The 23,367-nt window shown below is 68.2% G+C and carries 17 protein-coding genes; 10 read left to right on the forward strand and 7 right to left on the reverse strand.

Going from position 1 to position 23,367, the window contains the following annotated elements; genetic code table 11:
* Positions 1-44 precede the first annotated feature (44 nt).
* From AAF481_06645 to AAF481_06655, 3 genes are all read left to right on the forward strand, one after another.
* On the forward strand, positions 45-2,651 hold the full coding sequence (locus AAF481_06645; GenBank protein MEM7480834.1) for a hypothetical protein: 2,607 nt from the start codon (positions 45-47) through the stop codon (positions 2,649-2,651).
* A gap of 36 nt (positions 2,652-2,687) precedes the next feature.
* The gene (locus AAF481_06650; protein MEM7480835.1) at positions 2,688-3,416 is read left to right on the forward strand and encodes a DUF533 domain-containing protein; all 729 of its coding nucleotides are present in this window, start codon (positions 2,688-2,690) and stop codon (positions 3,414-3,416) included.
* 121 nt (positions 3,417-3,537) lie between these two features.
* Positions 3,538-6,297, forward strand: coding sequence for a pitrilysin family protein (locus tag AAF481_06655; protein ID MEM7480836.1), 2,760 nt, complete (start codon positions 3,538-3,540; stop codon positions 6,295-6,297).
* A gap of 20 nt (positions 6,298-6,317) precedes the next feature.
* On the opposite strand, the gene AAF481_06660 is transcribed toward AAF481_06655, so the two are convergent.
* Positions 6,318-7,085 carry a DUF547 domain-containing protein gene (locus tag AAF481_06660; GenBank protein MEM7480837.1) on the reverse strand — a complete coding sequence of 256 codons (768 nt, stop codon included), beginning with the start codon at positions 7,083-7,085 and terminating at the stop codon, positions 6,318-6,320.
* A gap of 215 nt (positions 7,086-7,300) precedes the next feature.
* Between AAF481_06660 and AAF481_06665 the strand changes: the two genes are divergently transcribed.
* From AAF481_06665 to AAF481_06680, 4 genes are all read left to right on the forward strand, one after another.
* The gene (locus AAF481_06665) at positions 7,301-8,719 is read left to right on the forward strand and encodes a radical SAM protein (protein ID MEM7480838.1); all 1,419 of its coding nucleotides are present in this window, start codon (positions 7,301-7,303) and stop codon (positions 8,717-8,719) included.
* Positions 8,720-8,882: 163 nt separating this feature from the next.
* Positions 8,883-11,708, forward strand: a complete 2,826-nt coding sequence (gene uvrA, locus AAF481_06670) for an excinuclease ABC subunit UvrA (GenBank protein ID MEM7480839.1) — start codon at positions 8,883-8,885, stop codon at positions 11,706-11,708.
* A 70-nt stretch (positions 11,709-11,778) separates the two neighbouring features.
* Positions 11,779-12,546, forward strand: coding sequence for a CHAP domain-containing protein (locus tag AAF481_06675; GenBank protein MEM7480840.1), 768 nt, complete (start codon positions 11,779-11,781; stop codon positions 12,544-12,546).
* A 294-nt stretch (positions 12,547-12,840) separates the two neighbouring features.
* Entirely contained in the window at positions 12,841-13,404 is a 564-nt protein-coding gene (locus tag AAF481_06680) for a DinB family protein (GenBank protein ID MEM7480841.1), read from the forward strand.
* Here AAF481_06680 and AAF481_06685 read toward each other — a convergent pair.
* Together AAF481_06685 and AAF481_06690 are read right to left on the reverse strand one after the other, a co-directional pair.
* Positions 13,334-14,068 carry a deiodinase-like protein gene (locus AAF481_06685; protein ID MEM7480842.1) on the reverse strand — a complete coding sequence of 245 codons (735 nt, stop codon included), beginning with the start codon at positions 14,066-14,068 and terminating at the stop codon, positions 13,334-13,336. The two genes, AAF481_06680 and AAF481_06685, sit on opposite strands and share 71 nt — an antisense overlap.
* Before the next feature lie 51 nt (positions 14,069-14,119).
* Complete coding sequence (locus AAF481_06690) at positions 14,120-14,320, reverse strand: hypothetical protein (GenBank protein MEM7480843.1); 201 nt, start codon at positions 14,318-14,320, stop codon at positions 14,120-14,122.
* Between the two features lie 88 nt (positions 14,321-14,408).
* Between AAF481_06690 and AAF481_06695 the strand changes: the two genes are divergently transcribed.
* Positions 14,409-15,377, forward strand: a complete 969-nt coding sequence (locus AAF481_06695; protein ID MEM7480844.1) for a MauE/DoxX family redox-associated membrane protein — start codon at positions 14,409-14,411, stop codon at positions 15,375-15,377.
* An 87-nt stretch (positions 15,378-15,464) separates the two neighbouring features.
* Positions 15,465-16,316, forward strand: coding sequence for a thioredoxin family protein (locus AAF481_06700; protein ID MEM7480845.1), 852 nt, complete (start codon positions 15,465-15,467; stop codon positions 16,314-16,316).
* Between the two features lie 340 nt (positions 16,317-16,656).
* Here the strand turns inward: AAF481_06700 and AAF481_06705 are convergent, their stop codons facing one another.
* The 4 genes from AAF481_06705 to AAF481_06720 form a co-directional block, all read right to left on the reverse strand.
* A complete protein-coding gene (locus tag AAF481_06705; protein MEM7480846.1) occupies positions 16,657-17,799 on the reverse strand; it encodes a DUF11 domain-containing protein in 1,143 nt (380 codons plus the stop codon).
* Positions 17,800-17,990: 191 nt separating this feature from the next.
* On the reverse strand, positions 17,991-19,223 hold the full coding sequence (locus tag AAF481_06710; GenBank protein ID MEM7480847.1) for an acyl-CoA reductase: 1,233 nt from the start codon (positions 19,221-19,223) through the stop codon (positions 17,991-17,993).
* Positions 19,202-19,588, reverse strand: coding sequence for a VOC family protein (locus tag AAF481_06715; GenBank protein ID MEM7480848.1), 387 nt, complete (start codon positions 19,586-19,588; stop codon positions 19,202-19,204). Before AAF481_06715 ends, AAF481_06710 begins: the two co-directional genes overlap by 22 nt.
* Positions 19,585-20,652: a hypothetical protein gene (locus tag AAF481_06720; protein ID MEM7480849.1), complete on the reverse strand. Its 1,068-nt coding sequence runs from the start codon at positions 20,650-20,652 to the stop codon at positions 19,585-19,587. The genes AAF481_06715 and AAF481_06720 overlap by 4 nt, the downstream gene beginning before the upstream one ends.
* 192 nt (positions 20,653-20,844) lie before the next feature.
* Here AAF481_06720 and AAF481_06725 point away from each other — a divergent pair, with 192 nt between their 5' ends.
* Entirely contained in the window at positions 20,845-23,322 is a 2,478-nt protein-coding gene (locus AAF481_06725) for a protein kinase (GenBank protein MEM7480850.1), read from the forward strand.
* Positions 23,323-23,367 lie beyond the last annotated feature (45 nt).

Here is a 23,367-nt window from a genome sequence, read left to right on the forward strand (position 1 = left end):
AATGACGGATCCTCCCGTTGATACTCGGCGGGAGGTCCGTTCGTATGAAAACCCAAATCGAGATCTCGGAGCATTACGTCCAACAGCAGGTGCTGCACGAGGACGGTCCGTGGGCCACCGTTGAGGCGATCGATCAGCGCTCTGACGAGTTGGTGGTCCTGGAGCTGGTTCCCAACGAGGGCGACCAAGAATCCTTCCTGCGCAAGCTCGACGAACTGGTGACGCTGCGCCATTCCTGTCTGCCGGCCATTCTCGGTGGAGGGGCGGCGAAGGACGGACGGCTCTTTTTGGTGCGCGAGCCGATCGAAGGGCGGACCTTCGACACCCTGGTCGGCGAGGCGCCGGCGCAGATCGCCTCGCTGTTGATGCAGGTGATCGGCGGCCTCGACCTGCTGGCCGAGCGCGGGGTCTACCACTCGGCGCTCTCCACCTCGAATCTGTGGGTGTCCGTCGACCCTTCCGGTGCCCGCGCCAAAATGCTCTCTCTGGCCGGCGGCATCCAGGCGTCGGTGCTGCTCAATGCCGACGAAGTGCGTCTGCGGCGGCGCGACGTCCAGGCCCTCGGCCGGGTGGCCTGTACCCTGCTGGGGGCGACGGTCCGGGACGGTCAGACGACGACCCCGAAGGTCGAACTCCCCCTCGCCATCAGCTTTGAGCTGGAGGATGCGGAGACCCTGCGCCGGCTGCTCGAGCGTTGTCTCAGCGCCCGCGATGGGGCGCCGGTGGTCAGTTACCCGGAGATCAGCGACACGCTGTTTCGTGCTCTGTGGGGCCGAGGCGGTGTGAGCCCCGGGGTTCCGGCCGCTCGGTTGACCTTTTCCACCACCCCTCAGGACGAATTGATGCGCTCGCCGGTCGGCGCTCCGCCGTCGGGACAGCCCCAGAGTGTGTTGCCGGAGGGGGCGGAGGTGACACGGGTGGTGTTGCCCGAGGACTTGGGTCCCTGGCCCCCGGCCGGTGACGACCCGGAAGACACCGCCGACCTCAGAGAGTCGCCGCTCGATCAGGAAAAGACGCGGCCCGGTCTCCTCGAGAGCACCCGTCCGGGGGTCGACGGCAACACCGCCGACGAGAGCACCCGCCCAGGGCTGGAGGAGACCCGTCCGGGCACGTCCGCGCCGGAAGCGGAGCAGGTGTTCCTCGGTCTTGGAGATGTCGATTCGGTTGACGAGATGCTGGCACCGGTGGCCTTCGCGTCCTCCGACGCGGCAGAGGAAGAGCCACCGGAGCTACCGCCGCACCTGGCGATCCCGGCCCCGCCGCCGGACCTCACCGCCGAGGATCTGGGGGGAGATCGATTGCCGGAACCACCGGCCGGCGAGCCGGCGTCAGCGGCCGTTCCCCCGCCTCCTCCCGTCACCCGTTCGAAGTCCTCTTCGCTCGCCAAGGCAGCGCTGATCGCCGCGGCCCTCGGCGTGGTCGTGGTTGCCGCCTTGCTGGCGGTTTGGTGGTCAGGCCGCACCGGCGAGGCGCCGCCCACGGTGGTGGAGACGCCGCCGCCGGCGCCGCCGGTGGCGGCGCCGGCCGTGCCGGAGGAGCCGGTGCCGCTGGCACCGGTTAACGCCGATCTTTTGGAGGCCCGGGAGCTGCTGGCCCAGGGCGAAGACGAGGCGGTGCGCGAGATCCTGAGCACCTTCGGCCCGGCAGAAGAGGTTGCCCTCGGCCCGGCGGACTGCGAGCTGATGACCTGGTTGGCGGCCTCCGTCGATCGCCTGGACGAACAGCGGTTCGCCGAGGGTCTGGAAGAGGGATATCGGGCCGGCAGCCTCACCCGCTTGCGCAACGTGTTGGTGGGCCTGGGCTTGAACGAGCGCAACTTCCTGGAGCGCCACCCCGGATCCGAGGCGGCCCTGGCGCGCGCTCGCCGCATCGATTCGGTGTACACCCGGGCGCGCCGCGCGTCCCGCGCCGGCCAATCCGAGGAAGTGCTACAGACCACCGCTCAGCTTCGTCAGATCTTTCCCGCCTATGAGGGCGCCGAGAGCCTGCGTGAGACGGCCGCCGAGGCGATGGAGCAGGAGGCCGAGAGGCTGTTCGAGCAGGGCCGCATCGAGGGTGCTCTCGAACACCTGGAAGCCCTCGCTGCCCTGTGGTCCGGGCGCGAGGGCCTCGACCAGCGCATTCGCCTGTACCGCACCCGTCAGCAGGTCGAACGCAACCTCGACGCGCTCCTCGACTCCGCCGAGGTGGCGGCAGAAGAGGCGCGTTTCGAAGACGGCCTGGCGCTGTTGACCGGGGTGGCGCCGCCGGAACGGTTGCGCGGTCGGCTGACGGAGCTGCGGCGGCGCTTGCGTTCCGGTCTCGAAGCCGCCGACCGCCAGGCCCCCACCCTCGAATTGCGCTCCGGCAGCGGGCCGGAGTATGCCAAGGACACCTCGGCCTTCGTCGTCTTCGTGGCGACGGACGACTATCGGGTGGACCGGGTGGCGGTCTCGGCGCGGGTCGAGGGCGGCGCCTATGAGCCGCTGTCCTACCGCCGCGACGGCAGCGAATACACCGTCGAGGTACCGCCGGACTTCCACCGCAACGGCACCGTCCAGTACTTCGTCGTTGCCGAGGACGTTTCCGGTCATGCTACCTCCCTCGGTTCGGCGGAAGGACCCTTGGAACTCAAGCGCAAGCGGTGGTTCCATCGTCTGCGCCCCAACTGACCCGGCGTCTCACGAACCACTGGAGGCTGTCACGCCATGCGCTTCATCGAGAATCTCGTCTCCGGCATGATCAAGGAATCGACCGGGGTCAACCCCCGCCGGCTGGTGCGCCGCATCGGCGGCAAACGGCTGCTGATGATGGGGGGCGCGGCCGTGGCCGGCACCCTACTGCACCAGAAGATGCAGCGCGGCCCCATGGCGGCCCCTGGCGGGACCGGGGCTTCGACCCTTGGAGCGCCTCCTCCGCCTCCCCCGCCGGGCGCCGTGCCGCCGCCCCCGCCGCCACCGGTGGAGGGAGTTCGGGGTGGTCTCGTGCCCCCACCGCCTCCGCCCCCGGAGGCGCCGTCCGGGATCCCGCCGCTGCCGGAGTTGCCGCCACCGGAAGCGCCCGACGAGCCGGTCGAGATGCCCCCGGAGCTGGCGTATGCGGTGGTTCGTACGATGGTGGCCGCGGCGCTTGCCGACGGCGAGTTGGCGGCGGACGAGAAGGCCGCCATCGACGGTCGTCTCGAAGCGGGGGTGTTGAATGACGAGCAGGTTGCCCAGGTGCGGCGGGATCTGCTGGTGCCGCCGTCCGTCGGCGAGCTGGCGGCTTCGGCACCGGACGAGCCAACCGGCGAGATGCTGTTCGAGATGGCGGTGCTGGTGCTGCGCGCCGACGGCGAGGTCTCGGACCTCGAAGAGCGCTGGCTCGTTTCCCTCGGCGAGGCCCTCGGTCTGACCGACGAGCGGCGCCGGGAATTGACCGACGGCGTCTTCGCGTAGTTCCGGGGTGCAACCGCCTCGCGTCCGCCACGTATTCTTGGGATAGGACGCGGGTCTCCCGCCCACCGCGCCACCGCTCTCCGTCCTTCGACGGCTGAAGTATCCACCAAAGGAATCCACCATGACATCACGTCTTCTCTCCCGGAACGTCGTCCTCCTGCTGTCCGTCGCGCTACTCGCCACCGGCGCCGCTTTCGCCGATTCGGCGGAGATGCCGCGGATCGACATTCCCTTCGAGCGCTTCGTTCTCGACAACGGTCTGACGGTGCTGGTGCACGAGGACCGCAAAGCGCCGATCGTCGCCGTCAACGTCTGGTACCACGTCGGCTCGAAGGACGAACCGGAGGGCCGGAGCGGTTTTGCCCATCTCTTCGAGCACCTGATGTTCAACGGCTCTGAGAATTTCGACGGCGAGTACGTCACCGCGCTGGAGAGCGTCGGCGCGACGGACGCCAACGGCACCACCAACGAGGACCGCACCAACTACTTCCAGAACGTGCCCACCTCAGCCCTCGACGTCGCCCTGTGGCTGGAGTCGGATCGCATGGGGCACTTGCTGGGGGCGATCACCCAAGACAAGCTCGATGAGCAGCGCGGGGTGGTGCAGAACGAGAAGCGGCAGGGCGAGAACCAGCCCTACGGCTTGGCCTACGAGCGCATCACCGAAGCGGTGTTTCCGCCCGGCCATCCGTACTCGTGGACGGTGATCGGCTCGATGGAGGACCTCAATGCCGCCTCTCTTGAAGACGTCAAGGAGTGGTTCCGGCAGCGCTACGGGGCGAGCAACGCGGTGCTGGTGCTGGCCGGCGATATCGATGTGGAAACCGTCCGCGAGAAGGTCGCGGCGGCCTTTGGGGACGTGCCGCCGGGGCCGCCGCTGGCCCGCCGCAAGGCGTGGATCGCCGAGCGTAGCGAGAGTGTCCGCGACACCGCCGAGGACCGCGTGGCCCAGGCCCGCATCTACAAGGTGTGGAACATTCCGGAGTGGGGTAGCGCGGACGCCGACTTTCTCGATCTGGCGACGGAGATCCTTTCCGAGGGCAAGTCGTCACGCCTCTACAAACGGTTGGTGTACGACGATCAGTCCGCCACTTCGGTTTCGGCCTACGTCGATCTGCGCGAGATCGCCGGCTTGTTCACCCTGGAACTGAACGTCGCGCCGGGACACCGACCGGCGGCGGTCGAGGCGGCGGCGATGGAGGAGCTCGAGCGCCTGATCGCCGAGGGGCCGACGGCGGCGGAGGTCGAGCGGGCGCGGGCGCGCTGGCTGGCCCGATTCGCGCGGGGCGCCGAGCGCATCGGAGGTTTCGGCGGCAAGTCGGACATCCTGGCTCAGTGCCAGGTGTTCCGGGGCGACGGTGCCTGCTACCAAGAGACGCTGGAGCGGGTGGCGGAGGCCACTCCGGCGGACCTCCAACGCGTACTGCGGCGTTGGGCGACGCGCGGCGACTACACTCTCACGGTCACCCCCTGGCAGGAGCGGAAAGCGGCAGAACCGGGAGTGGATCGCTCCGCGCTGCCGGCGGCCGGCGAGGCGCCGGAGCCGCGCTTTCCGGAGATCGAGTACGCCACCCTCGACAACGGTCTGGAGGTGGTGTTCGCCCGGCGCGACGCGGTGCCCCTGGTCAACCTGACCTTGATGGTCGAGGCCGGTACGGCGGCGGATCCGGCGGCCGAGGCCGGTACCGCTCAGCTCGCGCTAGCTATGCTCGACGAAGGGGCCGGCGAAATGGATGCCCTGGAGATCAGCGATCGGCTGGCGGAACTCGGGGCGACCTTGGGCACCTTTGCCCGCTTGGATACCAGCCTGGTCTCCATGTCGGCCCTCGCTTCGAACCTCGAACCGTCCCTCGATCTGCTGTCCCGGGTGGCGCTGGAGCCGTCCTTTCCACCGGCGGAGCTGGAGCGGCTGATGGCGCGCCAACGAGCGGCCGTCGAGCGCGAGAAGACGCAGCCCTTTGCCCTCGCCCTGCGGGTGCTGCCGGAACGTCTCTACGGCGCCGACCACCCCTACGGCAAACCACTCACCGGCAGCGGCACCTTAGAGTCCTTGGACCGCATTGAACGGCAGGATCTGGTGGACTTCCACCGCACCTGGTTTAAACCGAATCACGCCACCCTGGTGGTGGTGGGCGACACCACCCTCGGCGAGCTTCGGCCCGCTCTCGAGGAGGCCTTCGGTGATTGGCAGGCCGGGGACGTGCCGGCGTTGACCATCGCGCCGGTGGAGCTGCCGGCGGCGGAGGCGGTGTATTTGATCGACCGGCCGGGAGCCGTCCAGTCGATTCTGCTCGCCGGTCAGGTGGTGATGCCGACGGCGAACCCGAACGAAGTGCCCTTCGAGCTCTTCATGCGGGTTTTGGGCGGCGACTTCACCTCGCGCCTCAATCTCAATCTGCGGGAGGACAAGGGTTGGTCCTACGGCTCCTTCTCCTTTGCGCCGGACGCCCTCGGCCAGCGGCCCTTGATCGCCCTGGCGCCGGTGCAGGCGGACAAGACCGCGGAGTCGATCGTCGAGATGCGCAAAGAACTGGGTTCGCTGGTCGGCGACCGGCCGGTTTCCGAGGAGGAGATGAGGCGGGCGCGGGACAATCGGGTGCTACAACTGCCGGGAAGCTGGGAGACCGCCGGGGAAGTTTCCGCCGCCCTGGAGGAGCAGGTGCGCTTCGGGCTGCCGGAAGACTACTGGCAGAACTACCCGAGCGCCCTGCGCGGGGTCACCCTGGACGCGGTCCACCGGATCGGCCGGAAGGCCCTCCAGCCGGATCGCGTCGTGTGGGTGGTGGTCGGAGATCTGGAGGCGGTCGAAGAGAGCGTCCGTGCCCTCGACATCGGCCCGGTTGAGCGTCTCGACGCGGCCGGCCGCCCGATCGACCCGTGAGTGGAGGGCGCCGCTGATTCCTACTGGCTGTTGAGATCCTTGTCGTAGGGCAGGAACTCGACGTCGTAGTCCGCCGGAATCTTGGGCTCGCTTCCGCGGTAGCGGTTGACGTAGTCGATCAGGTTCGGCGACTTGCTGCCCTGGCTCTTCTCGTAGGCCAGGAAGTCACCCTCGAACCAGTCGAAGATCTTGGACAGGTGGACTTCCTGGTCCTCCCGGTCGAGGTCGAACCCGCGGGAGGTGGTGACGAACTCGGTCATCGCGGCGTCGAGCTGGGCCTGAAGCGCATCCGGCAGGAAAGGCTCCCGCGGTAGGCGAGGGCAACTGATGGAAGCGCAGTTGAGGGCGGCGTGAATGCGCGGATCTTCGTAGCCCTCACGAATGTCCACGTCTTCGAGCTTCTTGAGGTTGGTCTTTCTGCCGCCGATTGTGATGTCCATGCCGACAAAGAAGCCATGACCGATGCCGAGGAAGCCCCACACGCTGCTCGGGATGTCTTCCCTCAGAACGCCCAGGAAAATCTGCGCGTTGTAGGCGTTGAGGTAGTAGGCCAACTCGTGGTCGCGGGTGGGAAACATCTCCGGGTGGGACTCCGGGCTGTACTTCTGAACCTGCGCGATATAAGCGTCGAGGTCGCCGCGATTCTCAGACAGGGCTTGATAGTCCACCAGGCCTTCTTCGTTCACGAACTCTTGGAGCACCCGGCCCCAGCGGTCGTGGGAAAAAGTCTCGCCGAAGGCCGGTACGGCGAGGGCCGTGATCGCGAGGGAGTAGAGAAGAATCTTCATGGGGTACCCTTTATCTGTTCAGTATGTGAATGTGGATCGTCAGACGGGCCGTGAGCGGCATTTCTTGGTCGGTTTGCCATCGGCCCGCGAAACATCCTCCTATGCAATACGTGTTCCGAAATCCGATGGATGCACCGGTCCCCTGAAGCCGGCCGCTCCGGCGCCTAGATCCGGGTTTTCGTCTGCGGTCTTTCGGGCTGGGAGGTTTGAGAGCCGTGAGTTTGCACGCCATGTGGGACGCACTTCGTGCGCCGATACCGCAGGAGAAGAAGGATCTCCTGGCCGACCGCTGGTCGAGCCTCGAGCCCGCTCTGCGGACCGACTTCCAGGGTTTCGGCCAGCAGTCCACCGGCTGCGGAGCCGTTCTCGGGGCCTTCCCGCGCTGCGACTTCGACTGCCGGGGGTGCTATCTGGGGGCCGACGCCAACGCCGTCAAGCCCTTTGACCGGCAAGAGATCTTCCGCCAGCTCGATGCTTTGCGCCGGCACCTCGGCCCGAAGGGCAACGTGCAGATCACCGACGGCGAGGTCACCCTCTTGCCGATCAAAGTCCTGCTGGCGATCCTGCGCTACGCCCGCGATATCGGCCTGATCCCGATGCTGATGACCCACGGCGACAGCTTTCGCCGCAAGCCGGATCTCCTCACCCGGCTGGTGGCCGAGGGCGGGTTGACGGAGGTCTCCATTCACGTCGACACCACCCAACAGGGGCGACGGGGCGAATGGAATCCACAACGCGAATCGGACCTCCATCCCCTGCGCGACGAGTTCGCGGCGCTGATTCGCCGGGTGCGGCGGGAAACCGGCGTCCGCTTGCGGGCCGCCACCACCATGACCGTCACCAGCGAAAACCTCGATGGAGTGGAGTCGGTGGTCTCCTGGTGCCTCGAGAATCGCGATGCTTTCGGCCTGATCTCCTTCCAGCCGCTGGCGCCGGTGGGGCGGACCCGAGAAGAGCTGGTGGGGGTGAAGGTGGCCGAGCTCTGGGAGAGGGTCGGCGCGGCCCTCGCGGAGCACGGCGTGGACACCTCTGTCCGCACCCCGGCCTGGTTCGGTCACCCGGACTGCACCCGCATGGAGACCCTGCTGGTGCTCGATCGCCCCGGCCGGTCGCCGGTCGCCGCTCCCATGCTGCGGCCCGGGGAGGAGCGCGACCGCGCCATCGCCGAGCGCTACCTGGAACTCGGTTTCGGCGGCGTGGTGTTCCGGGACGACTCCTTGTCGGTGCGCCTGGCGCGCGGTGCCGGCATGTTCCTGCGCGCGCCGGGCTGGTTCTTCGGCCCCTTCCGCCGCTGGATGGCGGCGCGCACCCGGGAATTCGGTACCACTCTCCCCCGTCTGGTGTTTCAGCTTCTGCGCGGCCGGGCGCGGCTGGACGGCTTCTCCGTCGCGTCGCATCACTTCATGGGGGCCGAGGAGATGGCCACCGCCAAGGGCCAGGAGCGGCTCGAGGCCTGCGTCTTCCGCCTGCCGGTGGAGGACCGTATGGTGCCGATGTGCCAGATCAACGCCGGCGACCTGCGCGACCGCCTCTACGACCGCGGCTGGGCGGTGGGGAAGGTCGCGACGGCGGAAGAACGGCCGCGGTTGCCGGTTGTCGACGCGGTTCGAGAGCCGGCTTCGGCGTCCCTCTAGGCGCCATCCCGTCGGCGGCGATCGGTCCCGCGAACCTCCGTCCCTCTCGGTGATTCGGCTCGCGGTAAGATCCCCTTCTTTCCGCCCCGTCGTGTCCAAGTCTTCGAAACCCAGCAAACGCCCCGCCCAGCGCCGCCCCCCATCGGGCGCCGTGGCGATTGCGGTGCGCAATGCCCGCACCCACAACTTGAAAGGCGTCGACTGCCGCATTCCCCACGGTGCCGTGACGGTGGTTACCGGGCCGTCCGGTGCCGGCAAATCCTCCCTCGCCTTCGACACGGTGTACGCCGAGGGCCAGCGGCGCTTCGTGGAGTCGATGTCCACCTATGCCCGCCAATTCCTCGACCGCATGGAGCGGCCGCCGGTGGACGCGGTGGACAACATCCTGCCGGCGGTGGCGCTCGAAGCCAAGAACTCGGTGAAGAACGCCCGCTCAACGGTAGGCACCATCACCGAGGCGCACGACGTTCTGCGCCTGCTCTACACCCACCTGGGCGAGGTGGAATGCCCGAACGGCCACGGCTCGGCCAGAAGCTTCACCGTCGAGCAGGCGACGGATCTGCTGGTCGGCGGTGAGGCCGGCGACAAGTTCACCCTGTTGGCGCGATTGCCGCGGCCGAAGAAGGGCGCGACGCCGGCGCTGCGCGAACTGGTGCGCCAGGGCTTCGCCCGCCGCCTCGACGAAGTCAGCGGAGAAGTCGAAAGCCTCACTCCGTCGGTCCGCTGGGCGACGGCCTGGCCCACCCTGGCCCTGGTGCTCGGACGCTTCAAGGCCGCCGAGCGTTCCCGCGGCCGCATCGCCGACACCGTCGAAGAAGGCTATCGCCTGGCCAAGGGGCGGATCGAAGCGCTCGCTGCCCCGGCTGCCGAGGATGTGCCGCCGCGCACCACCTTTCTCGGCCGCGGCCTGCTGTGCACCACCTGCGGCGAGGCCTTCCGACGCCCTACGCCGCCGCTCTTCTCCTTCAACTCGCCCCTCGGTGCCTGCGTCACTTGTCAGGGCTTCGGCCGGGTGATCGGCATCGATCCGGAGCGGGTGATCCCGGATCGCGGCAAGAGCTTGAAAGAACGTCCTATCGCGCCCTGGAACACTCCCGCCTACGAGGATCTCTACGACGAGCTGTGGTCCGCCTGCAGGAGCCGTAAAGTACCGCTGACGGTACCCTGGCAGGACCTCGACGAGGAACACCGCCGGTGGGTGTGGAGCGGCTCCGGCTCGTTCACCAACTTGGACGCTTTTTTCCGCTGGCTGGAGCGGCGGATTTACCGGGTCCACGTGCGGGTGCTGTTGGCGCGCTACCGCGCCTACGAGCTGTGTCCGGCCTGTCGGGGGACCCGCTTGAAGCCCGAGGCGCTGGCCGTGCGGCTGGCCGGCGAGACCTTGCCGCGGCTGACCCGCCGCAGCATCGAAGACCTGCGCCGCTGGCTGGCCGAACGGGAGTGGACGGATTCCCAGCGGGCGCGCTCCGGTCACCTGCTCGAAGAACTCACTGAGCGGGTGGAGGTGCTGGCGCGGGTGGGGCTCGAATACCTGACCCTCGACCGCCAGGCCCGCACGCTGTCCGGCGGCGAGACCCAGCGCATCCACTTGGCGGCGGCCCTCGGCTCAGGGCTCACCAGCACCTTGTACGTGCTCGACGAACCCACCATCGGCCTGCACCCGGGGGACAGCGCCCGGCTCCTCGGTCTGCTGGGGGATCTCGCCGAGCGCGGCAACACGGTGCTGGTGGTGGAGCACGACCGAACCGTGATCGAGGGGGCCGACCACGTGATCGATCTCGGTCCGGCGGCCGGTGAGGGTGGTGGGCGGCTGCTGATCCAGGGCACCCCGGCGGAACTGCGGGCCGCGCCGGAGTCGGTCACCGGTGAGCACCTCGATCGCCGCCCGCCGGCCATCGCCCGCCGCCACCGCGAGCGCCATCGGCGGGAAAAGGTGCGGTCCGCCTTCGGCGACTTGCTCACCATCCGGGGCGCCCGGGAGAACAACCTCCGGGACTTCGATGTCCAGATTCCCCTCACGGCGCTGGTGGCGGTCACCGGGGTGTCCGGTTCCGGCAAATCATCGCTGATCGAAAACGTGCTCTACGGCACCTACCAGCGCTCTCGCGGGGTGGTGGAGGTGGACCCCGGCGAGTGCGACGCCCTCGCAGGACTAGACGATCTGGCGGACGTGATCCTGGTCGACCAGCGGCCCCTCGGCCGTTCGTCGCGCTCCAACCCGGTGACCTACATCAAGGCCTACGATGAGATCCGCAAGGTGATGGCCGGGATGGCCGGCGCCGGCATCACCGCCGGGCACTTCTCCTTCAATGTCGACAAGGGCCGCTGCCCGGAATGCAAGGGGACCGGCGTGACGGAGGTTGACATGCAGTTCATGGCCTCCGTGACGGTGGTGTGCGATACCTGTCAGGGGCACCGCTTCCGGCCGGAAGTGCTGGCGGTGGCCTATCGCGGACTGAACATCGCCGAGGTCCTGGAGCGGACCGTCACCGAAGCCTTGGAGCTGTTCAGCGACCGCCGCGCCCTGGTGCGCAAACTGAACGCCCTGGTCGACGTCGGTCTGGGGTATCTGCGCCTCGGCCAGCCCACCTCCACCCTCTCCGGCGGCGAGGCGCAGCGCCTCAAGTTGGCCAGTTTCCTCGACCCGTCGGCGCGCCGGAAATCCGGCAAGAAGGCGAAGAAGGACCGCCCGGGCCGTCTCTTCCTCTTTGACGAGCCCACCACCGGCCTTCACCTGGCGGATATCGAGGTGTTGGTGGAGACCTTCCGGCGGCTGGTCGAGCAAGGCGACGGCGTCCTGGTGGTGGAGCACAGCCAAGACCTGATCGCCCGGGCCGATTGGATCGTCGACCTCGGACCCGGCGGTGGCGTCCACGGTGGCGAGCTGCTCTATTCGGGGCCGATCGACGGCTTCCTCGATCGGGTCGAGAGTTCGACGGCGGAGGAGATGCGCCGGTTCCTGGGATGGCGGCGCGTCAGCGGATCATGAGAAACCTGTAACCGTCTCTCTCCGTCGTGCGCCAGTATCGATGATCGGCAATGACCGCGGGAGAGTGAAGATGAATCCGACAGTGAGAGAAGGATCCTTCGGGGCAGCCGTCGAACGGCTGACGGAGATTTTGGTCGAGCGAGGTTTCCTCGAAGAGACCACCCACACCTTCGGCCGGCTGGTGCGCATGGCGGTGAAGGAGTTCCAGTCGCGGCACGTCGACGAGCGCGGCCGCGCGCTGGTGGTGGACGGCATCGTCGGGCCCCTCACCTGGTGGGCGCTCGAAAACGAAGACAACCGTTCCATCCTGGAGCCGCCGCCCCTCGGCGATCTCACCGCCCTGCCGCCGGAGGGTGGATCCCCACGCGGCCGCGCCGCCCTCGCCGTCGCCCTGGCGGAGATGCGCGACGGTGCCCGGGAGCAGGGCGCCAACAACAGCGGTCCGTGGATCGAGAAGTACCTGAACGGCATTCTCGATCCGCCGGCCAACTGGTGTGCCGCCTTCGTGAGCTGGTGCTACGACCAGCATCCGAATGGCGCTCCCTTCCGCTACAGCCTCGGTGCCCGCAACATTCGCGAACAATTCCGCAATAAGGGTTGGCTGTACGACTCCGAAGAGGTCACGCCGGAGCCCGGTGACATCATCGTTTGGTGGCGCGATCAGCCGAATAGCTGGAAAGGGCACATCGGCCTGGTCCACCACGTCTCCGCCGGCATCGTCTACACCGTCGAGGGCAACAAGGGTGGATTCCCGGCACCGGTCAATGTGTTCGACTACGTCCAGGGTCGGATCGACAAGCTGTTGGGCTTTGGACGGGTCCCGGACATCTTCGACTAGCAGACTTGCTGAACAACGGCTTCGCCTATGCTTTCAGCAAGTCCGCTAGTGGTTCGTTTCGAGGGGGCTGGGCGCCAGCCCGCGGTCCGCCCCTCGCCCGAGAGAACAGCATTCTCGGTCTCACCCCATCCTCGGCGGCTCGCGCCGCCGCCTCGCTCTTCGGGTTCGGAAGCGACCTGCTCAAGCAGCAGCTCGCTCGTGCCAGGGCGTGAATGTCGTTTGACGGCGGGCACAGGCGGTTGGGAAACTGGGTCGGCCCACTCGATCTTCCATCCCGACCCAGGAGCCCGCCCGATGAACGAATCCTCACCGTCCGCCCACCTCGACACCCTCGCGCAGCACGCCGAACGGACCACGGCGGAAGTGCGGGAGACTTTCGGGCGCCATTCCAAGGAGGCGCTGTGCTGGAAGCCGGCGCCGAAGGTGTGGTCCATCACGGAGGTGGTCGATCACCTGGTGGTGGCCACCGATGATTACCGGCCGCGGCTCGATGCCGCCATCGAACGGGCGCCGGAGAGTTCAGTACCCTACAAACCCACCTGGTTCGGGGGCTGGTTCGTCGGCATGTTGGCACCCGGTAAGCGACCCATGAAGACTTCCAAGATCTTCTATCCAACGGCCGCCGCGGTCGATCCCGCAGCCGTACTGGAGCGCTTCGAGAACCGCCAGGAGTTACTCGTCGGCTGGATCGATCGAGCGACCGGGCGGGATCTCAACGGCACCAAGCTCAACACCGCCCTGAAGATCTTGCCGAAGATCTCGATCGGCGACGCCCTCGACCTGCTGGTCACCCACCAGCGCCGCCATCTGGAGCAGATCGAGCGGTCGCTGGCGCATCCGGAGTTTCCCGGGTCCTAGGTTCTGGCGTCCTAGGCGCCAGCAGCCCGTCGAGCGCTCGACGGATTTCCTGGGGATCGATCCACACCTGGCGTGAGGCGATGCGGCCGTTGCGGTCGATCACGAAGGCCGAGGCTGAGGCGGCGCCCCACTCGCGCCACACGGCGTCGTCCAGGCGATCGACGGCGAAGGGCAGCTCGACCTCCGGCCGGTTCAATCCCAAGCGCTGCCGCGATTCCTTCGCCAGGGAGATGCGTTCGTCGAGGCTTTCGGGCTGGGCGAGGCGGATACCCGTCAGGCGGTTGATCCAGGGATTCCACTCGCCCTCGGCATAGGGGCTCTTCGAGCCTTGTGGATGCGCCTCCACAGTGTAGACCAGCAGAAAACCCACCCGTTCACGGTAGTCGGCGATCAGGTCGCGCATCCAGTGGCGGCGATAGCGGTAGACCGGGCAACTGTGGCTGCCGAACTGGATCACCAGCGGCCGTTCGCCGAGGAGGTCCGCCAGCACGATCTCGCCGCCGTCAACGGACGGCAGGGTGAAGGCCGGCGCCGGCTGGCCGACCTCTGGGGCGGTGGTCGCGAAGTGGGCGAGGCGAGGACCGGCGGAGCGCGGGAAACACCCGCCGCTTGCCGCCAACAGGAGCGCCAGAACGGCGAGCGGGTAGAGAAGTCGGTAGGTCACACCCGCTGATACTCGCCGCTCCGCCGGTCGGATTCTTCGCCGCCGGGATCCTCAACGCGCCGGCGACAGGCCGAGCAGCCGTGACGGCAGGAACAGGAGCGCTTTCAAGAAGGCGAAAACCCCTTCCACGGCAATTCCCACCAGCCGGAATGGCAGCAAGAGAAGCCAGACGAAGGGATAGATCACCAGCGCCAGCAGGGCGATGGGCCAACAAATGACCAAGACGATCAGCCAGAGTAGGAAGCTTTTCATGGCCTTTCCTACGCTCGAGCCGGGGTGAAAGTTCCAACGCGCTGCCCGGAGCGTCCTACTGGCACGGCTCTTGTTAGGATTTCTTGCCATGCTCACCGATTCCCCTGCTGCCTGGAAGAGAGTCCTGGGAACCCTCGCCGGGGTGTTCCTAGGTGCCGTTTTCTTGTTCGCCGTGTGGGCCAAGGGCCTCGATCCGGCGGCCTTCGCCGATCAGATCACGATGGAGGGACTGGATTTCCTGCTGCCGGCGATGGCCGTGGCGGTAATCGCCCTGGCCCTCGAAGCGGGCCTCGGAGCGGCCCTGCTGCTCGGCCTGCGCCGCGCCTGGGTGCTGTGGCCGACGGTCGCCCTGGTGATCTTCTTTCTGTTCCTGACCGGCCGCAATTACTGGCTGACGGCTCGCGGCCTGCGGGATCCGAGCGAGTCCTGCGGCTGTTTTGGCAGTCTGGTGACCCGCACCCCGGCGGAGGCCTTCTGGCAGGACCTTCTGCTGCTGGGCGTTCCCGCCCTGTTGATGTTCCTCGGCAGGAAGCGCACGGCCGGCGGCGGTGTCTGGAAGGGCGCCGTGGCCGGCGTGGCCGCTCTGGCCGCCATGCTGTTCGCCTGGAAGTCTCCGGAACTGCCCCTCGACAATCTCGCCACCCGCCTGAAGGCCGGCGTGGAGGCTCAGGAGCTGTGCGTCGGCGAGGGCGTGGAGGCGGCCTGCCTGGCAGACATCGTTCCGGAACTGGAGGAAGGGCGCCATTGGGTGGTTCTGGCGAACCCCGACACGACAGAGTTGACGGACGCCATCGACTCCCTGAACGAGCGCGCCCTGGCCGTCCTCGATGGCGAGGCCGATCCATTGTGGGTACTCTCCGGCGGCACCGGCGAAGAGCTGCAGGCCTTCTACTGGCAGTGGGGGCCGGTTTTCGAGCTGCGCGAAACGCCGCCGCCGCTGTTCGATGCGATGCACCGGCGCCTGCCGCGCTCTTTCGAGGTGCTGAACGGCGAGGTGGTGGCGACCGTGGCCGGCCTGCCGCCGTGGTTGGCTGGCAGCAGTCTTGCTGAGAAATAGCGGCAACCGGCAACCGATTGAGGAATGCCACGTGGATGGCCCGCCGTCCGCTGATCGATCCCCACACCAATGCGAGGATTTTTAGATATGACCCATGCCCTGTTCCCAGGTTCTTCGTCCCGGCTCTCCCGGAATGCCGCCGTTGGCGTCATTCTGGCGCTCTTGTTGAGCGTTCCGGCCCTCGCCCAGATGATGCCGGCGGATTCGCTGCTGCGTGACTTTCAGCTCACCGGCGATGTGATCCTCGAGGTCGACGGCCAGGTCGTCGAGAAGGCGGAGATCTACCAGTCGCAGCGAGCGGCAGGCTTCTTGATCCTGTCCTCCGCCCTGCCGGAGCCGACGCTGATCATGCCGCGGGCCGGTTCCGTGGAGTCCGTCAGCGTAATGAAGCTCGCCCGCCGCGACGGCGGCAGCATCGACATTCTGGCGGACGCCGAGCTGACCCCCCACGGCCGATTCACGCCGAAGGGCCAGAACATCGCATTCTCCGTCGGCGGCAAGGCTGCGGTGCTCAAGCCGAAGCCGTACCTGCTCGGTCTGCAGGATGCGCAGGCCTTGCTGGACTACAGTCCTGAGTACCAGCGAACGGCGGACAACTACACCCCTGATGCCCAGGCCATGGCGGCGCTCAAGGCCCAGGGTAGGGACGTCAAGGTACGGGTGTACTTCGGCTCCTGGTGCCCGGCCTGCGCTCGCGCCGTGCCGCCCCTGCTCCAGGTGGCTAACGAGCTGGAGGGTTCCAGCATCGATTTCGAGTTCTACGGTTTGCCGACTCCCTTCGGTGACGAACCGGCGGCCAAGAAAGACGACGTCGGCAGCGTGCCGACGGGCATCGTCTACGTGGACGGCAAAGAGGTCGGTCGCCTGCGCGGCGGTCCCGCCTGGCGTTTGCCGGAGCTGACCCTGGACGACATCGTCGCTGGCCGCTATCAAGGCTAGCAGGTTGCTGAGAACGGCCTTCGGCCTATAATTTCAGCTGCCCTGCTAGCTTTCTTTTCCAGGGGGATCGACGCCCTCTCGCCCGAGAGAACAGCATTCTCGGGCTCACCCCCGTCCACGGCGCCTACGGCGCCGCCGAATCCTGTGGGCCCGGTCACGGGGTGCTGAACGTCCTGTCGAAGTTTTTCAGCGCCCTGCTAGGTCGCCTCCGATCGGGGATGTTTCGAGTCCTGCCGTTCAACGCCCGGCTTCGGTCGGGCGTTGGTCGTTTCTGGGTGACCACCAAAGAAAAACGGCCGGCCCGCAGGCCGGCCGTCTGAGTACTGCCGGAACCGGTGGATTACGCCTGGCGGCGGCGCATCAGGAGCGTCGCGCTGCCGAGGAGCAGGAGGACCAGCAGGACGAATCCGATGGTGCCGAGAGTCGGAATCTCCAGGATGCTGGCCTGGGCCACCACCGTGTTGGTCGAGGCGTCGTTGGCTCCGTCGTTGTCGGCGTTGTCACCGGCGACCGAGGCGGTATTGACGATCGGACCCTCGATGTCGTTCACCTGCACGGTGATGTTGCAAATCGCCGTAGCGCCGTTGGCGAGAGCGCCGATGGTCCAGGTCCACGGCGGTCCGTTGATGCCGCCGCAGTCGTCGGAGACGTAGGTCACCTCCGCCGGCAGCATGTCCGTCACCACCACGTTGGTGTCGTCGTCCGGACCGTTGTTGGTCACCGTCACGGTATAGACCAGGGTGCCGCCGGGGGCCACCGAGCCGCCGCCGTCGTCGGTCTTGGTGATGTCCAGATCCGACTCACCGCCGCAGGTGGTGATACGGAGATCGTTGATCGCCCAGCCGGTGCGATTGACGACGGTGGTGGCAAAGAGTTCGAAGTCGATCGTGACGCTCGCCATGCCGGCGAAGGCCGACAGGTCGACGGTTTCCGTGACCGGTCCCGTGGCGGCGGTAGTGGCGACGCTGAAGACGTTCGTGCCGTTGACGTTCACGTCGCCCATGTCGAAGCTGACGAATATCTCGTACCAGTGCTCCCAGCTCATCTCGATGGGAGCGGTGAGGCTGCTGAAATCGAAGGTCTGGGACAGGGTGCTGGCGGACGAAGGACTTTGGTTGGCGTAGCAACCGTCGAGGTTCGTCGCCCAGGCGCCCCAGCCGGCCGGCGGCTCCGGCCGCGGGGTGGTGTCGCAGTCGTCGAACACGCCATTGACGGTCGTACCGCGCTCCCAGTCGCCGGCACCGCCGACGGTCCAACCGCCATCGTCGGTCTCGAAGTCGTTGAAGTAGAAGTCCGTCGGCGAACCGGACGGACAGACGATGCCGCCTAGGCTGCCGGTACCGGGCGTACCCGGGACGCCGGCGGCGTCAGCATCGAGTTCGGCCTGTTCTTGTGCCGTTTGGGCGGCGACCGGCGCCAGGGCGAGACCGGCGACGAGCACCGTCCCAAGAGAAATACGCAGGATTGATTTCCAGGTGGACATAGAAAGTGGCCCCTCCTTCCGGGGTGGAACAAAATCAGGACCGGTCCGTGAGTGGACCTTTGCCGGGTCGAGATTCAAATTGGTCCGGTTGAGTCCTGAAGTGTGTAATTTGCCAAATGCTACGGCAGGGATATACCCATGTCAATGGTTGGATTTACGGGTGCAGAGGTGTATCGCGGCGCCGGGCCGGCTCAGGTCGCGCAGAGGACCCTCAGCGGGTCGTCGCCACCGTTGTGCCAGGAAGCGTCGGGGCTTTGAAGCTCGCCCGGAGCCGCAAAGCGCGAAATGCCCAGCGCGGCCAGCGCGCACCGCAGATCCACGCCGGTCTCACCCTTCCAGGTCATTCCGGCGAGCGCTACTCCCTGGATGCGGCCGGACCAGCCGCGGAGTGCGTCCACCGCATCGTGCGCCCGGTCGATGGGCAGCACTCGCACGGTCCTCAGACCGGGACTCGGCTCAAAGATCGGCTCGGCGGCGACCACCACTGTGCCGGCGGCAGCGGGAAGCTGCGGCCGGTAGAGGCCGGCCATCGCCGCCGCCCCCCGCAGTTGCCGCACCGCCGCTTGTTCCGCCAGCGTCGGCGGTCCCGGCGGCAGGCGACGATGCGCCTCGCCGAGCGCTGCCGCCAGCCGGTCGGCCAGCCAGCGCGGATCGCCGGTGGTGAAGACAGCGGTCACGGAGAGGCAGCCGCGCTGGTCGAACAGGGCGATGTCCCGCGCCAACCCTGCGATGGTCTGGGAGGAGACGGGATCCGAACCGGAGCTGAGGATCGCCACGCTGGTCTTCGGGCCGTAGGCGTGCACTTTGCCCGGCGCCCGGCGCTCCAGGTCGGCGATCGACTCGGCGTCGCCGTAGGCGAGTACCCGCCCGACCCGATCGAGGACCGGCGCCTCCACCGCTCGATCGCCGCCCTTCCAGGCCGCCGCCGCCACCGCCTTGCCGAGCACCGGCTCGCGGTGGGCCAGGGCCCTGACCAAGGCCGGCGCGAAGAACGGTTCGGCGCTCGGCGACTTGAGAAGGGTGGGACGCCGTAGGGCGAGGCACGGCAGCAGCGGTTGCGCGGCGAGAGCCGGCAGGTTCGAGGCCAGCACGACCAGAACCGGTGAGTCCGGCGTGGATGGCTCTTCGAAGGTACTGCTGGCGAAGAGCCGCCGGGCTGGCTGCCCCCGCAGGCCACCGAGGACCGCCCGCAAGCCGGCGTTGAGTCCCGTCGCGGACAGCCGGGTAGAACGCACCCAATCTCGCTCGATGGCCGCTCTTTCTTCGGACGAGGGATCGAGGAAGGCCTCGACGGCGCCGCACCAGGCGTTGAACAACCGCTCCGTCGACAGGTTTCGTAGCTCCGCCGCCCCTTGGGCGATGCGTGCGGCGGCCGCAGCGGGCGAGGGATCCGGCGCGGGAGTCAGGAATCCTCCGACGCCCACAGTCCGAAGAGATTGCCGGCGGGGTCGCGGAAGCGGGCGAAGCGACCGTAGGCACCGACCCGGCGCGGCGGCAAGTCGACGGTGCCGCCGGTCGCGACGATCCGGTCGAGAGCTTCTTCGAGAGGCGTATCGTGGAGGTCGAGCACCGCCAGGGGCTGCGGGATGTCGTCGCTCGAAGCGCTCACTCCCAGGGCGGGGCCGGTCGGTGGATGAATGGAGCGGTAATCGGCGCCGGGGTGTTCGACCCGGCGAGATGACCAGCCGAAAGCCTGCTCGAAGAAGGCGGTGACCTCCGCCGGCCGTTGCGCCGGTACCTCGATGCGGCCGATGGAGGCGCGCAGCGGTGAATCCGCCGGATCGCTCATCCGGTGAGTTCTTCGACCGCCAAGGAGCACCCCCGCAGGTCCGCGCCGGCAGCCCGCCCGAGCAGGCGAATGCCGTCTCCTGCGGCAACCCCGAGATCCTCCGTCAGCAGATGGACCGCCGACCCCAGATTCGCCAGATCGAAGATTGAAACCAGTCCCTCTTCGCCGGCGGGTGCCTCTTCGAGGGTCTGCGGATCGACGATGCGGGCGCGCACCCAGTGGGGGGCAACGAAGACGTCCGCCTCGCCGCCCAGCAGGGTGCGGGCGTAGAGCTGGCTGGTCAATTCCGTCATCCCGTACTCGCCGACCACTCGGTCCGGTGCCACCCCCAGCCATTCCTCCGTGCGACGGTGGAGCTCCGCCCGGTCCACCTCCTTGGTGCGGCCCTTGAAGCCGCCGGTTTCGAAGATGGCGCTGCCCGGCGCCAGGCGGAAGTGGAGGAACTGCTTTTCGAGGCTGTCGAGCAGACTCGCCAGGGCAAAGGAGGTGGTGAACAGCAGGCTCGGCCGGCGATCCCGCTGCCGGGCACCGAGCCACGAGCGGGAGGCGCGGATGTCGAGTCGCTTCTTGCCGAAGCCCGTGGCGCTGTCCGGAGCGCCGAAGCGCTCCATCACATGGCCGGCCATGAAGGCCAGGCTGGAATCGTCCCGCGGCGGGATCAGGGACAGAATCGGCGGCCGCTCGCCGAAGCCCGCCAGGCAGAAGGCTGGGAACGAGGCATCGATCGCCGCCCGGTAGAGGTCCGGAAAGGGATGGTGGTGGGTGCTCCGTCGGTCTTCCTCCGCCGATCCCGCGGTGGCGCTCGTCGTGCCGCTGCTGCGGAACACCCTCCGCGGCTCCTCGGCGGCGAGCTTCAGGCTCTGGAAGGCGGTGGTCGGCACCGCCGGAACCTCGCGCCAGGAGGTTTCGTCGCCGGGGCGCACACCGCGCTCGTCGCACAGCCGCCGGAAGGGTTCGATGCGCTCGTACTGGTAGGCGAAGGCTTCAGCGGCGAGGGCGTCGAAATCGTCCGGCGAGGGATCGCTGAGGAAGGCCGCGACGCGGCGGGTGAGAGCTTCGGACATGAGCCAGGGATCTCCAGATCGTCGTCGCCGCCGCACCGTCAGGGGCAACGAAGGGCGCGGTTTCAAAGGCTTCGGCAAGCTGGCTCATGGTAGCAGGAATTGCCTCCCGAGCTGGCGTCTTCGATGCCCGAAACCTGCTACCATCGCAGCCTTCGCAGGAATGTTTACAGGATTGATGGGGGAGGTTTTGTTTTGGCTGATCCCGGTGCCGCCAACGCCCGCCGTTTTTTTCTGATCTGCGCCGCCGTCGCGCTGTTGACGGCCTTCGTCGGGGCGGCGATTTTGTGGTTCCTCCACCGGCCGCCGGAGGTGGCGGACCCGGCCGAGGCCAGCCTCCAGCGCAGCGTCAGCGCCCACCACCGCCTACAGCGCGAACGACTCGATCGGTTGACCCTCGTCGCTCGCTTGCTGGCCGAGGAGTCGGTGCTGGTGCGCGCCGTCGAAGAGAGCGACGGGGCGGCCGTCGCCGCGGCCTTGGAGCCGCTGCGTTCGGAGCTGGGCTTCGATCTCGCCCTGATCGCCGGTCCCGCCGGCCGGGTGCTGGCCCGCAGCGACGGCTCGACGGCGGATCTCGGCCCGGCGGCCCGGGCACTCCTCGAAGCGCCGGCCGTCGAGGAGGCGGTGACCGGCTACTGGGAGCAGACGGATCGCCTCTACTACGCCGCCCGCCAGCCGATCGTCCGCGACTTCGAGCGCATCGGATTCGCCGTCGCCGCCTTCGCGGTGGACGATCTGCTGGCGCTCGAAATCCAGCGCATCGGCGGTGCCCAGGCGGCCTACTACGGCCGCTCGCCGGTGGGGCCGGAACTGATCGGAGCGAGCAGCCAGCGTGCCGCCCTCGGCTTGATGGGTCAGGTGGGAGGCCTCGGCGGACCTGGCGGCGAGCTGGGCCGGGTGCTGTCCGAGGGCGAAGCCTATCCGCGGGTGGCTTGGACCCTCGATGGCTCGCCCTGGATCGCCACCCTCACCCCGCTCCTTGACGCCGCCGGCGAATCGGCCGGCGCCCTGGCCGTCGCCTCGGCCTTCGAAGCGGGCGGCGGAGAGCGCCCCTGGCTGCCGCTGGCGGTGCTGCTCGGAACGGCGTTGGTGAGCTTGGCCTTGGCGTCGCCGGCGATCTTCGGCCTGGCGCGCACCGGTCGCGCACCGGTCGCTCGCCTCACCGAGTCCATCGACATCGCCCGCCGGGGCGACTACGAGCAGCGCATCGATGCCCGTCGGGCCGGCTCCCTGGCGCCGGCGGCGACCGCCCTCGATGGCCTGCTGGCGGACCTGCGCGAGCGGCGAGCCCTCGAAACGGTGGGCGCCGCAGCCACCCGCCCCCTCGGATCCTCCGCGGCGGTGCCGCCGGCGGAGGCCGGACCGGCGGTGGTGCTGGGGGTCGAACTCCACCGCGCCATCGACGGCCTCGACGCCCAAGGCACCATCGACGGCCTGGCCCGGGACCTCAGCCGGATCGCCCGCGGAGCCGAAGCTCGCGGCGGGGTCTACGCAGGTTCCCTCGGATCCCGCGCCCTGGCGATCTTCCGCGGCGACGATGCGGCGGATCGGGCCCTCGCTCTGGCAGCGGAACTGCACACCGCCCTGTCCGCTCGCCAGACCGCCTTCGACCGCAGCGAACCGCCGGCCCTGGCGCTGGTCGAGGGCAAGGTTCTGGCCGGTTCGGCGGCCCTCGCCGGCTACGGTGGCCAGGCGGTGGCGGGCCTCACCCTGCGCCGGCTGGACAGCTTGCTGCGGGAAGCGGAAGCCGGCGACGTCGTGCTCGACAAGAAGGTGTTGCAGGAATTGGACGAGCGCCTCAGAGAGCGCGGCGTCGAACCGAAGACCCGCCGCGGCCTGCTCTCGCCGCAGCCACTGGCGACCCTCGACGGCCCCTCGGTGCGCGCGGCGGCCGGGCTGGACGACGACGGGCTGGACGGTGCCCGAACCGCCTCCGCCGGCGCGGTGGCCCTCGGTAGCGGCGACGTCTTCGCCCAGCGCTTCGAGCTGTTGACGGAGTTGGGGCGCGGTCCCCTCGGCCCGGTGTTCCGGGCGCGGGATCGGGAGCTCGGGGAGCTGGTGGCCCTCAAGCTCTACGATCCTTCGGCGCTCGACGCTCCGGCGCACTTCGAGCGTCTCGACAGCGGCCTGCAGGGCGCCCGCAAGCTGCTCGGTGGCGGGGTGGCCCGTACCTACGATTTCGGTCTGTCGGACGGGGTGGCCTACATTGCCCGGGAACTGATCTACGGCGCCTCCTTCGAAGAGCTGCTCGCCCGCAGCGACGGCTTGCCGACGGTAGCCTGCGTTCGCATCCTGCGCTTGCTGGCGGCAAGCCTTGAAGAGGTGCACGACGATGGTGTGGTTCACGGTCGACTCACCGCCTCGAACGCCTTCATCGAAGCGAGCGGCCGGGTGCGGGTGACGGATTTCGGAGTCTCCGTGGTGGCCGGGCCGTCGGTGGCCGCGCCGGAGCTGGCCGCCGGCCATCCGGCCGATGCCCGGACGGACGTTTGGTCCGCGGCGGCCCTCACCTACCATCTGCTCACCGGCCGGCCGGCCCCGGGCGACCTGGCGCCGGAAGCCGAAGAGATCGATGCCGGCAGCCTCGGCGAACTACTGGCCACGGCCTTGTCTCCCAATCCGGATCTGCGGCCCGCCTCCGGCCGTGCTCTGCGCGAGGCCCTATCCCGGTAAGAAAAGCCGCAGGGCGCGCAAGTTTTCCGACCGCGGTGGTTTTCA

This window comes from Acidobacteriota bacterium, from assembly GCA_039030395.1.
Taxonomy (GTDB): domain Bacteria; phylum Acidobacteriota; class Thermoanaerobaculia; order Multivoradales; family JBCCEF01; genus JBCCEF01.

Coding starts and splice junctions, on each gene's coding strand:
- AAF481_06645 (MEM7480834.1), top strand. CDS start 45: ATGAAAACCCAAATCGAGATCTCGGAGCATTACGTCCAACAGCAGGTG.
- AAF481_06650 (MEM7480835.1), top strand. CDS start 2,688: ATGCGCTTCATCGAGAATCTCGTCTCCGGCATGATCAAGGAATCGACC.
- AAF481_06655 (MEM7480836.1), top strand. CDS start 3,538: ATGACATCACGTCTTCTCTCCCGGAACGTCGTCCTCCTGCTGTCCGTC.
- AAF481_06660 (MEM7480837.1), bottom strand. CDS start 7,085: ATGAAGATTCTTCTCTACTCCCTCGCGATCACGGCCCTCGCCGTACCG.
- AAF481_06675 (MEM7480840.1), top strand. CDS start 11,779: ATGAATCCGACAGTGAGAGAAGGATCCTTCGGGGCAGCCGTCGAACGG.
- AAF481_06680 (MEM7480841.1), top strand. CDS start 12,841: ATGAACGAATCCTCACCGTCCGCCCACCTCGACACCCTCGCGCAGCAC.
- AAF481_06690 (MEM7480843.1), bottom strand. CDS start 14,320: ATGAAAAGCTTCCTACTCTGGCTGATCGTCTTGGTCATTTGTTGGCCC.
- AAF481_06695 (MEM7480844.1), top strand. CDS start 14,409: ATGCTCACCGATTCCCCTGCTGCCTGGAAGAGAGTCCTGGGAACCCTC.
- AAF481_06700 (MEM7480845.1), top strand. CDS start 15,465: ATGACCCATGCCCTGTTCCCAGGTTCTTCGTCCCGGCTCTCCCGGAAT.
- AAF481_06705 (MEM7480846.1), bottom strand. CDS start 17,799: ATGTCCACCTGGAAATCAATCCTGCGTATTTCTCTTGGGACGGTGCTC.
- AAF481_06715 (MEM7480848.1), bottom strand. CDS start 19,588: ATGAGCGATCCGGCGGATTCACCGCTGCGCGCCTCCATCGGCCGCATC.
- AAF481_06720 (MEM7480849.1), bottom strand. CDS start 20,652: ATGTCCGAAGCTCTCACCCGCCGCGTCGCGGCCTTCCTCAGCGATCCC.